Genomic DNA, 15098 nt, shown 5'->3' on the forward strand with positions numbered 1-15098 from the left:
GTCAAAATTAATGCCGCCAGCCTGCGCTGGCGGAAGACGTGCTTATGCGGTGAGACGGCTGGCATCACGGGCGATGACCAGCTCTTCATTGGTTGGAATAACCAGAGCAGGCCGGGTGCCGTCTTTGCTGATAAAGCCGGATTTACCAAAACGCGCGGCCAGATTGCGCTCATGATCGACTTCAAAGCCCAGCAGGCTCAGCTTCGCCAGCGACAGCTCGCGCACCATCGCGGCATTTTCGCCGATGCCGCCAGTAAAGATGACTGCATCCAGTCGACCTTCCATCAGCGCGGTATAGGAACCGATATATTTGGCGAGACGGTGGCAGTAAACATCCATCGCCCGTTTGGCATCCTCTTTCGCCTGGTAATTATCTTCCACATAGCGACAGTCGCTGGTCACGCCCGTCAGGCCAAGCAGGCCCGACTCTTTAGTCAGCATCTTATTAATCGCGTCAACGCTCATGCCCAGCGTATCGTACAGGAAGAAGATAATGGCGGGATCGATATCACCGGAGCGGGTGCCCATCACCAGGCCTTCGAGCGGCGTCAGGCCCATGGAGGTATCCACGCTCTTACCGTTACGAATGGCGGAGACGGAGCCGCCATTGCCCAGGTGACAGGTGATAATATTCAGCTCATCGACCGGCTTGTTCAGCTTTTTGGCCGCTTCCTGAGTGACGTAGTAGTGGCTGGTACCGTGCGCGCCGTAGCGTCGGATGCCGTGCTCTTTATAGAGTGAGTAGGGCAGGGCATAGAGATAGGACTCTTCAGGCATTGTCTGATGGAAAGCGGTATCGAAAACCGCGACATTCTTATCAGAGAGGTGCGGGAAGTTTTTCATCGCTTCCTCAATGCCAATCAGGTGCGCCGGATTGTGCAACGGAGCGAAGGAAGAGGCATCTTTAATACCCTGTATCACATCACGATCGATAATAACCGAGTGCGTGAGTTTTTCGCCACCGTGCACAATGCGATGGCCGATTGCAGTAATTTGTGCTGACAGGGCGGTTTTTTGTGCCAGAATAGTTTTAACGATGAAGTTGAGGGCTTCGCTGTGCGCGGCACCTGCCCCCAGCGTGGCTTCCTGTTTGCCCTCTTCCATCTTCCACTTGATGCGTGCTTCGGGCAGGTGGAAACATTCGGCTAAACCGGAGAGGTACTCTTCACCGCTTGCAGGATCGATGATGGCAAACTTAAGCGAAGAACTGCCGCAGTTCAGAACCAGAACTAACTTACTCGACATGGAAGGTCCTATTAGTTAAAAGTGGCGAAAAAAACGCGATCGGGCTATCAGCGTGACGCATGAAAGCAGGACATTAATGATGAACAATATGCTCCTGGAAAATTTTGTCCGAAAGCAAAAAAATCTCAGAAAATTTACGCGATTTTTTGATTGTTGCCGCTTAAGTGCACATAAGCCCGTCAGGCGGCAGCAACCCTGCAACAGGTAGTCAACAAATGCGCACAGGATAACCAGAGAGCCCTTTAAAGACAAAATTTTTTGAAAAATGTCGTGTAAAGTTGTTTAAGCGTGTTATTAATTTTATCTCTTCAGAATTGAGGTCAGCTATGGCTAATGAATCAGGCAGCGTCGGTTGGTTTAAACTGTTCCAGAACGGGCAGTATTATATGAAGACGTGGCCAGTCGATAAGCGCCTCGCCCCTATGTTTCCTGAGAATAGAGTCACTCGCGCAACGCGTTTCGCCATTCGCTTTATGCCGCCGCTGGCTATCTTCTCTCTGACCTGGCAAATTGCCCTCGGGGGGCAGCTCGGACCGGCCATTGCGACCGCCCTGTTTGCCTGTAGCCTGCCTGTGCAGGGACTGTGGTGGCTGGGCAAGCGCTCTGTTACGCCACTGCCGCCTGCACTGCTGAGCTGGTTCCACGAGGTTCGTGAAAAATTGCAGGCTGCCGGACAGGCCATCGCACCCGTTGAGGGTAAACCGACCTATCAGTCGCTGGCCGACGTGTTGAAGCGGGCCTTCAGACAGCTTGATAAAACCTTTCTGGACGATCTTTGATGCAATGGCGGGGTTAACGTCTTAAAGCCACGAAAAACCCGGCCTGAATCAAAGAACCGTCACCTTGCCATACCGCCTGCAGGCGGGTTATGCGATCCTGAGTCATTCTTCCGATTTCAGTTTCTCTACCCCGATGCAGGAGTTCATAATGGAAATGACCGCCCCTCAACGCTTGATCCTCGCTAATCAGTATAAAATCATGAGCATGCTCGACCCGGATAACGCTGAGAGCTATCGCCGTCAGCAGACAATCATCGAGCGCGGCTACGGTTTGCAAATGCGCGAGCTGGATCGTGAGTTCGGTGCGCTGAGCGAAGCCCAGTGCCGAACGCTGATTGATATTATGGAGATGCATCACGCACTGCACGTTTCCTGGACTAATCTGAAAGATCCCAGCGTTATTGAAGCGCGCCGACTGATGTTTCATGGCTTTGACGCGGCTACAGAAGCGCAGTTGCTTGGCTATGTGCGGTTTATGGTGCACGTGGAGGGGCGTTATACGCACTTTGATTCCAGCCTTCATGGCTTTAATGCCCAGACGCCGATGTGGGAAAAGTACCAACGGATGCTGACTGTGTGGCACACTTGTCCAAGGCAGTACCATTTGAGTGCGAATGAGATCGCGCAAATCATCAACGCCTGAGTTGGGTAAGGAAGAGCGTAGTGAAGTGTAAAGGTTTTCTGTTTGATCTGGACGGCACGCTGGTGGATTCACTTCCGGTGGTCGAACGCGCCTGGACAGGCTGGGCATCGCGTCACGGTATTGCAGCGGATGACGTGCTGAATTTTATTCACGGCAAGCAGGCAATTACCTCACTGCGCCATTTTATGGCCGGGGCGTCGGACGAGGCGATTCAGCAGGAATTTTTTGCTCTGGAAAAGAGTGAGGCTGAGGATACCGACGGGATCACCGCCCTGCCGGGTGCCATGCAGCTTTTGGCTACGCTTGACGAACTAGACATTCCCTGGGCGATTGTGACATCAGGCTCATTGCCGGTGGCATCGGCCCGACGTAAGGCGGCGGGGCTGCCCGAGCCGGAAGTGCTGGTCACCGCCGAGCGGGTGCAGAATGGCAAGCCGGAGCCGGATGCGTATCTGCTGGGCGCTCAGCTGCTCGATCTGGAGCCGGAAGAGTGCGTCGTTGTCGAAGATGCCGCCGCCGGGATCCTCTCGGGACTGGCAGCAGGCTGCCATGTGCTTGCGGTTAATCCGCCTGCGGGCGCGCCGCGACTGGAAGATGTCGATATGCAACTCAGCTCCCTTGAAGAGCTGATTGTGCATAAGAACCCTGACGGCAGCATTGATGTACACCGAAAGCACTAAGAGATGATTTAACCCCGCTTATGCGGGGTTTTTTTATGCCACAATCTGTACCGTTCCCGTTAACGTACAGAGGGTTGCCGTGAATAAAGAGCTTATCTGGGTAATCGGTTTATTGCTGGTGGCCGTGCTGTTATTCGCCAGTGGCCGATTGCGCATGGATGTCGTCGCGCTATTGGTCATCGTCGCGTTTGTCCTCAGCGGCACGCTGACGCTCCAGGAAGCGACCCTGGGGTTCAGCGATCCTAACGTGATACTGATTGCTGCGCTCTTTGTGATTGGCGCTGGCCTGGTGCGCACCGGGGTAGCGATTAAAATGGGCGACTGGCTGATAAAAATGGCCGGAAGCAGTGAAACCCGTATGCTGGTGCTGCTGATGCTCACGGTGGCGGGGCTGGGCGCAATCATGAGTTCGACCGGCGTAGTGGCGATTTTTATTCCCGTAGTGCTCAGCGTGGCGGCGAAGATGAAGCGATCGCCTGGCCGCCTGATGATGCCGCTGAGTTTTGCCGGGCTGATTAGCGGCATGCTGACGCTGGTTGCAACGCCGCCAAACCTGGTGGTTAACAGCGAGCTGGTCAGGGAGGGACTCAAAGGCTTTGGCTTCTTTGACGTCACGCCCATCGGGCTGGTCGCCCTGATGCTGGGCATCGGCTATATGCTGATCGCGCGCTTCTGGCTGGTGACTCCGCAGAGTGAGAGTGAAGCCATGCGGCACCCCCGGCGCAGCTGGCAGGACCTCATCCGTGACTATAAGCTGAGTGGGCGCGCCAGAAGGCTGGCAGTTCGGGCCGGTTCGCCGCTGATTGGCCAGCGGGTGGATGACTTAAAGCTTCGTGAGCGCTACGGCATTAACGTGGTCGGGCTGGAACGCTGGCGCAAGTTTCGTCGGGTGATGGTTCCCGTCAGCGGAACCACCGAATTTCGGGCGCAGGACATTTTGCTTGTTGATATCTCCGCTACCGGTACCGATTTACGCGAGTTTTTACGCGAACAGCGGCTTGAGCCAAAGATCCTGCGGGGAGATTACTTTTCAGATCGTGCGCAGGACGTAGGGCTGGCCGAGGTGCTGATCGTGCCGGACTCGACGCTGGCGGGAAAAACGCTGCGTGAAATCACGTTCCGTACCCGCTATGACACCAGCGTGGTGGGATTGCGCCGCCGGGGTCAGCTCTATGAAGGTTCGGTGATTGACTTACCGCTGGAGCAGGGGGACATCCTGCTGGTGATCGGCGACTGGAAGAAGATTCGCCTGTTACAGCAGCAAACGCGTGATGTGGTTATGCTCAACCTGCCCGCTGAGATTGACGACGTTGCCCCCGCTCACAGTCAGGCCCCCCACGCGATTTTTTCTCTGGCGCTGATGGTGGCAATGATGCTCACCGACGAGATCCCCAACGCGATAGCGGCGCTGATTGCCTGCCTGCTTATGGGAAAATTCCGCTGCATCGATATGGAGAGCGCCTACCGGGCCATTCACTGGCCCAGCATCATTCTGATTGTTGGGATGATGCCGTTTGCGCTGGCCCTGCAAAAAACGGGTGGGGTAACGCTTATCGTAGATGGGCTGATGGGCATTGCGGGGGGGCGCAGCCCACATATGATGCTGCTTTGCCTGTTCGCACTCTGTGCAACCATTGGTTTATTTATCTCTAACACCGCCACGGCGGTGCTTATGGCCCCTATTGGGGTGGCTGCCGCTCATCAGATGGGCGTTTCACCTTATCCCTTTACGTTAATCGTGGCGGTGGCGGCCTCGGCTGCCTTTATGACCCCGGTCTCTTCACCGGTCAATACGCTGGTTCTTGGCCCGGGAGGCTACAAATTCAGTGACTTTGTGAAGGTCGGCGTCCCCTTTACCCTGCTGATTATGGTGGTCAGCGTAGTGATGGTGCCGGTGCTGTTTCCTTTTTAGCGGGTTAGCCGCCGCCTCCTTTTCATACCCGGCAGGCTTTATTAAAGAGATTCCTGGCTTATCTCATCAAGAGAGAGGCTGAAACTGGGTACGAAAACGTCGACAAAATAGTCCATCTCCGGGCTGTGACGCGCCGTCAGCGTTTTTTCCAGCCGCGCCTTAGCCAGCTGAAATTCGTGATTTCCCGCCGACAGCTCTTCCAGACATTTGAGGTAAGCGCACAGCGCGTCAGCCTGCTTAACAATCGCCGTCTCCTCTTCACTGTGCTGGTGTTCATCCAGCAGTGGGCGGTAGGCGGCCTGCAGCTCTTCCGGCAACATATCAATCAGCTTCAGCTGGGCAATTTTCTCGATTTTTTTGTATTCGTGGGCGATCTGCGCGTTGTAATACTTCACTGGCGTCGGCAAATCGCCGGTCAGGACTTCGCTGGCGTCGTGATACATCGCCATCAGTGCGATACGCCCGGCGTTCAGATTACCGTCGAATTTTTGATTTTTGATCACCGCCAGCGCATGGGCCACCATCGCAACCTGCAGGCTGTGTTCAGACACATTCTCAGTCCGCACATTACGCATGAGTGGCCAGCGATTAATCAGCTTAAGACGTGAGAGGTGGGCAAAAAAATGGCTCTGGTTCATCGGGCGGTTTTCCTGTGCGTTGGCGACTGAGCCAGAGTGTCCCGGCCCTCGGTGCAAGTATACACCCTGTGCCAATCAGGCTGTAGGGATCGGGCAGGCAGAGGCAGCGCCAGCTGCCTTCATCGGGCTAATGGCAGCCGGAGGCACCTCCGACTGCATTCTGTGGACGAATGGCATGTGAAGCACGCCAGGCGACGCCGCGTCTGTCTGATGGCAGCCCTGGCCTACTGGCGGTATCCTTCAAGGAAGCGACCAAATTTACCGATCGCCATCTCCAGATCGTTTACGTGGGGCAGGGTAACGATACGCACGTGATCCGGCCATGGCCAGTTGAAGGCGGTCCCCTGAACCAGCAAAACTTTTTGTTGCAGCAGGAAGTCCAGCACCATTTTCTGATCGTCGTGCAGGTTAAACTTTTTGGCATCAATGCGCGGAAACATATACAGCGCGCCGTCTGGCTTCACGCAGCTGACGCCCGGAATATCATTGATCAGCTCCCAGGCACGCTGGCGCTGTTCATACAGCCTGCCGCCCGGCGCGATAAATTCGCTGATACTCTGGTATCCGCCCAGCGCAGTCTGAATGGCATGCTGGGCCGGGACATTGGCGCAAAGACGCATCGACGCAAGCATCTCCAGTCCCTCGATATAGCCCTTAGCATGCTTTTTCGGACCGTTAAGCACCATCCAGCCCTGACGGAAGCCCGCCACGCGGTAGGTTTTGGACAGGCCGTTAAAGGTTACTGTCAGCAGGTCCGGAGCCAGGGCGGCAATCGAATGATGCTGCGCGGCATCGTAAAGAATTTTATCGTAGATTTCATCGGCGAAAATAATGAGATCGTGCTGACGCGCAAGCTCAACCACTTCCATCAGCAGTTCTTTGCTATAAACCGCGCCTGTCGGGTTGTTTGGGTTAATAATGACGATGCCCCGGGTGCGCGGCGTAATTTTGCTGCGGATATCATCAAGATCGGGGAACCAGCCGGCCGATTCATCGCAAAGATAGTGCACCGCCTTACCGCTGGAGAGCGAGACCGCCGCGGTCCAAAGCGGATAATCGGGCGCAGGCACCAGCATCTCATCACCGCTGTTCAACAGCGCCTGCATTGACTGCACGATAAGCTCGGAGACGCCGTTGCCGATATAGACATCTTCAACGGTCATATCACGCATATCTCTTGCCTGATAGTGTTGCACAATCGCCTTACGCGCGGAGTACAGGCCTTTTGAATCACAGTAGCCCTGCGCGCTGGGCAGGTTACGGATGACATCGACAAGGATTTCGTCAGGCGCCTCGAAACCAAAGGGGGCCGGGTTGCCGATGTTCAGTTTAAGGACTTTATTGCCTTCTTCTTCCAGACGTTTTGCTTCTTTTAGTACCGGACCACGAATGTCGTAACACACATTATCCAGCTTATCGGACTTATTAATTGGGTTCATTTTTCTCGCCTTAAACTCTCAGAGCCGCATTCCTGCCGTGGAAAATTAAAACCTGCACAATGTACTCCTGTCACCGGCACTTTTGAAGGGTGCTGAACGGCTTTAGCCCGCGATATCCAACAAATCCATATGAATGAACCGGGCCGGGCAGGGTCAAAGGGAAGTAAGGTTGTTTAGTAGTTAATTAATATCATAAATATTTAATCGTGCCGATTGGTGCATATGGCGTAAATCTGGGGCCGGAGGGGGATAAAATCAGCGAGTTTATTCATATGAGGCAAAACTTTTTTGGCAGTATTTGGTTAAGTATGGTGCATTAATGCATGCGGTTATTGTCAAAAAAAACTTCACTGACTGTATTATTTTTAACCAGCGCAGCATAATGGGTTGCTGGATGTCTGCAATGCAATTGTCGTTACCTGGGTTCCTGCTCCAGGAATAAATGTGTAAGAAATGATAAATTTTTATGGCGGAATGCTGATGTGACGGGGGTTGGCCAATAAAATCTTATTTTACTGATAAGAATAATCGCTTTTGGGCTTAAAAATTAATCGACAGTATGTCAGGATAATGTTCAGCGGACTTTGCACTGAATATGCAGGTATTACAGGTGGCATAATCAGCATTTTTGTTGCCTTTAAGCTTAAGGGTTTCTTAATAGTGGCGTGAGAATATAGCAACTTTTAATCCATCAAGTTTTTGATGATTGCTTTACAATGCCGGGTGCGCAGTCTGGATAATTGTATCTCAACATACGCTGCTCCCCCTTAACCGCCTGGCTTTCTGATCCTTATGGGTTAGGGCCATATGCGTTAGAGATGTATCAGATCGAAGAACCTGTTACGGCTATTACCTAAAGATTTATCTTAGGTTCTGGCCTGGCAAGGTTGTAGGGTCTGCGATAAAAAGTAATGCGCCACGAATTTCGAACGCATTACCGATAGATTTCCTTGATACCAATTTGATATCTAAGGGAAAACACCAGGATAGCTGTTAATAAAAACTTATAAAGTGAAGAAAAAAATGACTAGTACAAATCGTCCCATCCTCAATCTTGACCTTGATCTATTGAGAACGTTTGTTGCCGTAGCCGATTTGAATACCTTTGCGGCCGCTGCCGCCGCGGTATGCAGAACGCAGTCAGCGGTCAGCCAGCAGATGCAACGCCTTGAACAACTGGTAGGCAAAGAGTTGTTTGCCAGACATGGCCGCAATAAATTACTGACTGAGCATGGTATCCAGCTGCTGGGCTATGCGCGCAAAATTTTGCGCTTTAATGACGAGGCCTGTACTTCTCTGATGTACAGCAATATTCAGGGCGTCCTGACTATTGGTGCATCCGATGACACCTCCGATACCATCCTGCCGTTTCTGCTGAACCGTGTGACCTCGGTTTATCCTAAGCTGGCTATAGATGTGCGGGTGAAGCGTAACCCCTTTATGATGGAGATGTTAAACCAGGGCGAAGTCGATCTGGTGGTCACCACTTCCAGCCCGATGAACTTTACCTGGCAGGTACTGCGTACTTCTCCAACATTATGGTACTGCGCGGCTGACTACATTTTCCAGCGCGGGGAAGCGATCCCGCTGGTGCTGCTGGATGAGCCAAGCCCGTATCGTGACATGGCTATCGACCACCTCAACGAGGCAGGTATCCCATGGCGCATCTCCTACGTGGCCTCAACGCTTGCAGCCGTTCGTGCTGCGGTTAAGGCCGGGCTGGGTGTCACTGCACGCCCGGTTGAGATGATGAGCCCGGAACTGCGGGTAATGGGCGCGGCTGAAGGCCTGCCGGTACTGCCGGACACCGAATATTTACTCTGCCGTAACCCGGAAAGCGATAATGAGCTGGCTCTGGCGATATTTAATGCGATGGAGTCCAGTAACGATCCTTATAACCTCGCTCTGGCTGTGCAGGATAGCGGCGATCTTACCGACGACGCTGAATAGTCTTAAGTTAATTAGTCTTTCTCAACCTGTTATTTATCTAAGATAAATAAGGGGAAACTGAGATAAATAAAGCCTTCCCGTGATGTAAAGCGGGAAGGCTTTTTTTTGCTGTAATTTTCTGCCCGTTTCTACCCGATTATCTGCAATAAACTTTCTGCTGCTTTACAGGCCTGTTCGGTCCGTTTTAAAACCCTGAAATGCCTCTGGTTAAACTTTTTTAAATGATTCCTCTTCTCAACTAGCGCCAGCCCGCGCGGCCCTCGCCCCTGGGGGATGAGTGGATTTTCTTCATAAAAGATAAAACTGTGTCCTGGATCAAAAAAATAACCCTGGTGAGGGGCAGGAAAAGCAGGCAATTCCTGCGAGAATAGAGCGTGTTAAAACCTCGATCCATGCAGGGGAATACCCGCTACACTTTGTTCACAGGATGAGACTGACTCGATTTAGCTCACTTTCTGCGCATCATATGTTAAATAAATACTGCGGGTGTAAATTAACGTGTGGATACTTTTGTCAAAGTTGACAAAAGGTTATAGAAAGGAGTAAAAAACCCCATAAAACTGCTGTCTTATCAAAAAAGACAGTAAAATTTATAAGGTTTTTTATTTTTTCCCTTGAATCGATGTGGTGGGTCAGCTGCCGAGACAGAGCAGTACGCCGGACATCACTGTGTGAGTGAAGCAGAAAGCATGTCAACTACTAATGGAATTGTTGCCCATCACTGGGCATTCGCTGTATTTCTCATTGTCTCCGTCGGTCTGTGCTGCGCGATGTTAGCCGGGGCCTGGTTTCTGGGCGGTAAAGCACGCGGACGCTATACAAATACCCCTTTTGAGTCCGGTGCCGCGCCCGTCGGTACGGCTAAGCTGCGCATGTCCGCCAAGTTCTATCTGGTGGCCATGTTCTTCGTCATCTTTGACGTTGAAGCCCTCTATTTATACGCATGGTCGACCGCCATTCGCGAAAGCGGATGGACCGGCTTTGTGGAAGCTACGATTTTCATTTTGGTACTGCTAGCTGGTCTGGTTTATCTGGTGCGTATACGTGCACTGGATTGGGCTCCTGCTCCGCGCCGCATCGTGGTCAAGCCAACCACCATTTCGCATTCCAATCGTCATACGCAGTAACAGCGAGGCATTAAGATGGACTATACGCTCACCCGCGCCGACCCGAACGGTGAGAATGACCGTTATCCCCTGCAGAAACAGGAAATCGTCAGCGATCCCCTGGAAAAGCACGTTCACCAAAGCGTCTATATGGGCAAGCTCGAACACGCGCTGCATGACATGGTGAACTGGGGGCGCAAAAATTCTCTGTGGCCGTTCAACTTTGGCCTTTCGTGTTGTTACGTAGAGATGACCACGTCATTTACAGCCGTACATGACGTGGCGCGATTTGGTTCGGAAGTTATTCGTGCCTCGCCGCGTCAGGCGGACTTTATGGTGGTTGCCGGTACCTGTTTCACCAAAATGGCACCGGTCGTTCAGCGTCTATACGACCAGATGCTGGAGCCTAAGTGGGTGATTTCGATGGGTGCCTGTGCTAACTCCGGCGGCATGTACGACATCTACTCTGTGGTGCAGGGCGTGGATAAATTCCTGCCCGTTGATGTGTATATCCCCGGCTGCCCACCGCGCCCAGAGGCGTATATGCAGGCGCTGCTGCTGTTGCAGGAATCGATCGGCAAAGAGCGTCGTCCACTTTCATGGGTGGTTGGCGACCAGGGCGTGTATCGCGCCAATATGCAGTCCGAGCGTGAACGTAAGCAGGGCGAGCGCATTGCCGTTACCACGCTTCGTACGCCTGACGAAATTTAAAGAATGCCCGCAAAGGGCACTGCAGTTTATGGACGTGGCCTGAAAAACCCGGCGCATAACAACCACAACCCGCGCAAGGCCCGTCCTGACGCCAATAATGAGCGCCTGCACGCAGGCCCACATGGTGAATAACTTATGACTGATTTGACCACGCAAGATCTCGCTCAGCCAGCATGGCAAACCCGCGATCACCTGGATGACCCGGTGATTGGCGAGCTGCGTAACCGTTTTGGGCCCGATGCCTTCACCGTTCAGCCTACCCGCACCGGCGTGCCGGTCGTGTGGGTGAAGCGTGAACAGCTGCTGGAAATCACGGAATTCCTGCGCAAGCTGCCGCAGCCTTACGTTATGCTTTACGACCTGCACGGCATGGATGAGCGCCTTCGCACCCACCGCGCGGGCCTGCCTGCCGCAGACTTTTCCGTGTTCTACCACTTCATTTCCATTGAGCGTAATCGCGATATTATGCTCAAGGTGGCGCTTTCTGAGAAAGATCTGCACGTCCCAACCCTGACCAAAATTTTCCCTAACGCCAACTGGTATGAGCGTGAAACCTGGGAGATGTTTGGCATCACCTTTGATGGCCATCCCCACCTGACGCGCATCATGATGCCCCAGTCGTGGGAAGGTCATCCGCTGCGTAAAGATTATCCGGCGCGCGCCACCGAATTCGACCCCTTTGAGCTGACCAAACAGACTGAAGATCTGGCGATGGAGCAGATGACCTTCAAGCCGGAAGAGTGGGGCATGAAGCGCAGCACCGCTAATGAGGACTTTATGTTCCTCAACCTCGGCCCTAACCACCCCTCAGCGCACGGAGCTTTCCGCATTGTGCTGCAGCTGGATGGCGAAGAGATCGTCGACTGCGTCCCGGATGTGGGCTATCACCATCGTGGCGCGGAGAAAATGGGTGAGCGTCAGTCGTGGCACAGCTACATTCCCTATACCGACCGTATCGAATACCTCGGCGGCTGCGTAAACGAAATGCCTTATGTGCTGGCGGTTGAAAAGCTGGCGGGCATTAAGGTCCCCGAACGCGTTGATGTGATCCGCGTGATGCTCTCAGAGCTGTTCCGCATAAACAGCCATCTGCTCTATATCTCCACCTTTATTCAGGACGTCGGCGCGATGTCACCGGTGTTCTTTGCCTTTACCGACCGCCAGAAAATTTACGACGTTGTGGAAGCGATAACCGGTTTCCGTATGCATCCCGCCTGGTTCCGCATTGGTGGCGTGGCGCACGATCTGCCAAAAGGCTGGGATCGGCTGCTGCGTGAATTCCTCAATTGGCTGCCGAAACGCCTGAAAGCCTATGAGCAGACCGCGCTGAAAAACAGCGTGCTGATTGGCCGTGCAAAAGGCGTTTCTGCCTACGGGATGGAAGAGGCGCTGGCCTGGGGAACCACCGGTGCTGGCCTGCGCGCTACCGGTCTGGACTTTGACGTACGTAAATGGCGTCCCTACTCAGGCTATGAAAATTTCGACTTTGAAATCCCGATTGGCGACGGCGTCAGCTGTGCCTATACCCGCGTTATGTTGAAAATGGAAGAGATGCGCCAGAGCCTGCGTATTCTTGAACAGTGCCTGAACAACATGCCGGAAGGGCCGTTTAAGGCGGACCATCCGCTGACCACGCCGCCACCGAAAGAGCGCACCCTGCAGCATATCGAGACCCTGATCACCCACTTCCTACAGGTTTCATGGGGCCCGGTGATGCCAGCCAATGAATCCTTCCAGATGATTGAGGCGACGAAAGGGATTAACAGCTACTACCTGACCAGCGACGGCAGCACCATGAGCTACCGCACTCGTGTGCGAACGCCGAGCTTCCCGCACCTGCAACAGATCCCTTCGGTGATCAACGGCAGCCTGGTATCCGATCTGATCGTATACCTCGGTAGTATCGATTTTGTTATGTCAGACGTGGACCGCTAACTATGCATCAGGAAAGAATTGCGATCGAAACGATCGATAACCACGACGCGTTTGTGCTGAGCGCGACAGAGCGTGATGCCATTGAGCATGAAAAGCATCATTACGAAGACGCGCGCGCGGCCTCAATTGAAGCGCTGAAAATCGTGCAGAAACAGCGTGGATGGGTGCCGGACGGCGCTATCCATGCCATCGCTGAGGTGCTGGGCATACCGGCCAGCGACGTTGAAGGCGTGGCGACATTCTACAGCCAGATCTTCCGCCAGCCGGTGGGCCGTCATGTGATCCGCTACTGCGACAGCGTGGTGTGCCATATCACCGGTTTCCAGGGCATTCAGGCGGCGCTGGAAGAGAATCTGCACATCAGACCGGGGCAGACCACGGCGGATGGCCGATTCACGCTGCTGCCCACCTGCTGTCTGGGCAACTGCGACAAGGGGCCGACGATGATGGTGGACGACGATACGCACGTTCACCTGACGCCGGAAAACATCGTCAACCTGCTGGAGCAGTATCCATGACAGTCAGAGAGATCGTTCGTACGGCGGAAACGCATCCGCTGACCTGGCGCCTGCGCGACGATAAGCAACCCATCTTCTTTGATGAGTATCGCAGCAAAAATGGCTACGCCGGTGCCGACAAAGCGCTAAAGACGCTGTCTCAGGACGAAATCGTCGCGGCGGTAAAAGAGTCCGGCCTGAAAGGGCGCGGCGGCGCGGGCTTCTCCACCGGGCTGAAGTGGAGCCTGATGCCGAAAGATGAGTCGATGAATATCCGCTACCTGCTGTGTAATGCGGATGAAATGGAACCCGGCACCTATAAAGACCGCCTGCTGATGGAGCAACTGCCGCACCAGTTGGTGGAGGGGATGCTGATCAGTGCCTTTGCGCTGAAAGCTTACCGGGGCTACATCTTCCTGCGCGGCGAATATATCGAAGCGGCAGTGAACCTGCGCCGGGCGATTGCTGAAGCGACCGAAGCCGGTTACCTGGGTAAAAACATTCTCGGCACCGGTTTCGACTTTGAGCTGATCGTTCACACCGGGGCGGGGCGCTACATTTGCGGTGAAGAAACGGCGCTGATCAACTCCCTGGAAGGGCGTCGCGCGAACCCGCGTTCCAAGCCGCCTTTCCCGGCCTCCGCTGGCGTATGGGGCAAACCCACCTGCGTCAATAATGTGGAAACCCTGTCCAACGTGCCTGCCATCCTCGCCAACGGCGTGGAGTGGTACAAAAGCATCTCTTCAAGTGACGACACCGGTACCAAGATGATGGGCTTCTCGGGCCGGGTTAAAAACCCTGGCGTCTGGGAACTGCCGTTTGGCACCACCGCGCGCGAAATCCTGGAAGATTACGCTGGCGGCATGCGCGACGGCCTGAAATTCAAGGCCTGGCAGCCGGGTGGGGCGGGGACTGACTTCCTGACCGAATCACACCTCGACCTGCCGATGGAGTTTGCCAGCATCGGTAAAGCGGGCAGCCGTCTGGGTACGGCGCTGGCGATGGCGGTTGACCATGAGATCAACATGGTCTCGCTGGTGCGCAATCTGGAAGAGTTCTTTGCCCGCGAATCCTGCGGCTGGTGTACGCCATGCCGTGACGGCCTGCCGTGGAGCGTCAAAATCTTGCGCGCGCTGGAGCGGAAAGAGGGGCAGCCGGGCGATATCGAAACGCTGCTGCAACTTTGCCGTCAGCTCGGACCGGGGAAAACCTTCTGCGCGCACGCCCCGGGTGCCGTAGAGCCGCTGCAAAGCGCGATCAAATATTTCCGCGAAGAGTTCGAAGCAGGCATTGCCCCGCAGGTGTTCAGTAACGCCCACGCGATTGCGGGCATCCAGGCTAACCTGCTGAAAGCCCGCTGGTAAATGAATATTTAGTGCGATAAATCGCCGCTAATTTGCCCAATAGCTTTCCGGTCGCAGCAAGGCGACAAGAGAACGCATCCCCGGGAGCTTACATAAGTAAGTGACTGGGGTAAGAGAACGCAGTCAACACCGCTGTGGCCGGAAAGATGAAGGGCAAAGAGAATTGTGTTTAACGCTCGTATGAGCCTTACGGAAGCAT

12 protein-coding genes and 1 pseudogene are annotated in these 15098 nt (G+C 54.0%); 10 read left to right on the top strand and 3 right to left on the bottom strand.

Translation table 11 applies throughout. From position 1 onward, the window contains the following. Positions 1–42: 42 nt before the first annotated feature. A complete protein-coding gene (gene ackA, locus AC4PCC_RS06295; protein ID WP_492126772.1) occupies positions 43–1245 on the bottom strand; it encodes an acetate kinase in 1203 nt (400 codons plus the stop codon). A 326-nt stretch (positions 1246–1571) separates the two neighbouring features. Here ackA and yfbV point away from each other — a divergent pair, with 326 nt between their 5' ends. The 4 genes from yfbV to AC4PCC_RS06315 all read left to right on the top strand — a co-directional run bounded on the left by yfbV (position 1572) and on the right by AC4PCC_RS06315 (position 5259). Continuing rightward, positions 1572–2024: a terminus macrodomain insulation protein YfbV gene (gene yfbV, locus AC4PCC_RS06300; protein WP_492126773.1), complete on the top strand. Its 453-nt coding sequence runs from the start codon at positions 1572–1574 to the stop codon at positions 2022–2024. 148 nt (positions 2025–2172) lie between these two features. Then, positions 2173–2667, top strand: a complete 495-nt coding sequence (locus AC4PCC_RS06305; RefSeq protein WP_067705718.1) for a YfbU family protein — start codon at positions 2173–2175, stop codon at positions 2665–2667. A gap of 20 nt (positions 2668–2687) precedes the next feature. Beyond that, positions 2688–3347: a sugar phosphatase gene (locus AC4PCC_RS06310; protein WP_067705716.1), complete on the top strand. Its 660-nt coding sequence runs from the start codon at positions 2688–2690 to the stop codon at positions 3345–3347. Between the two features lie 79 nt (positions 3348–3426). Continuing rightward, positions 3427–5259, top strand: coding sequence for an SLC13 family permease (locus tag AC4PCC_RS06315; RefSeq protein ID WP_067705714.1), 1833 nt, complete (start codon positions 3427–3429; stop codon positions 5257–5259). A gap of 41 nt (positions 5260–5300) precedes the next feature. Here AC4PCC_RS06315 and yfbR read toward each other — a convergent pair whose 3' ends face one another. Both yfbR and AC4PCC_RS06325 read right to left on the bottom strand, forming a co-directional pair. Continuing rightward, on the bottom strand, positions 5301–5897 hold the full coding sequence (gene yfbR / locus AC4PCC_RS06320) for a 5'-deoxynucleotidase (RefSeq protein WP_492126774.1): 597 nt from the start codon (positions 5895–5897) through the stop codon (positions 5301–5303). A 224-nt stretch (positions 5898–6121) separates the two neighbouring features. After that, entirely contained in the window at positions 6122–7336 is a 1215-nt protein-coding gene (locus tag AC4PCC_RS06325) for a pyridoxal phosphate-dependent aminotransferase (protein WP_067705710.1), read from the bottom strand. A 1023-nt stretch (positions 7337–8359) separates the two neighbouring features. On the opposite strand from AC4PCC_RS06325, the gene lrhA reads away from it, so the two are divergent. The 6 genes and pseudogenes from lrhA (at position 8360) to nuoF (ending at position 14899) form a co-directional block, all read left to right on the top strand. Continuing rightward, positions 8360–9286: a transcriptional regulator LrhA gene (gene lrhA / locus AC4PCC_RS06330; protein WP_492126775.1), complete on the top strand. Its 927-nt coding sequence runs from the start codon at positions 8360–8362 to the stop codon at positions 9284–9286. Between the two features lie 689 nt (positions 9287–9975). After that, entirely contained in the window at positions 9976–10413 is a 438-nt protein-coding gene (locus AC4PCC_RS06335; protein WP_067705708.1) for an NADH-quinone oxidoreductase subunit A, read from the top strand. A gap of 15 nt (positions 10414–10428) precedes the next feature. Then, positions 10429–11103, top strand: a complete 675-nt coding sequence (locus AC4PCC_RS06340; RefSeq protein ID WP_067705705.1) for a NuoB/complex I 20 kDa subunit family protein — start codon at positions 10429–10431, stop codon at positions 11101–11103. A gap of 121 nt (positions 11104–11224) precedes the next feature. Beyond that, a pseudogene (nuoC, locus tag AC4PCC_RS06345) lies at positions 11225–13038 on the top strand (NADH-quinone oxidoreductase subunit C/D). 2 nt (positions 13039–13040) lie between these two features. Next, a complete protein-coding gene (nuoE, locus tag AC4PCC_RS06350) occupies positions 13041–13556 on the top strand; it encodes an NADH-quinone oxidoreductase subunit NuoE (RefSeq protein WP_067705701.1) in 516 nt (171 codons plus the stop codon). Then, positions 13553–14899 (top strand): NADH-quinone oxidoreductase subunit NuoF, encoded by a 1347-nt coding sequence (gene nuoF, locus AC4PCC_RS06355; protein WP_345828357.1) that lies wholly within the window; start codon positions 13553–13555, stop codon positions 14897–14899. Before nuoE ends, nuoF begins: the two co-directional genes overlap by 4 nt. The last annotated feature ends 199 nt before the right edge of the window (positions 14900–15098 follow it).

This window comes from Erwinia sp. L03-1 (assembly GCF_058686115.1).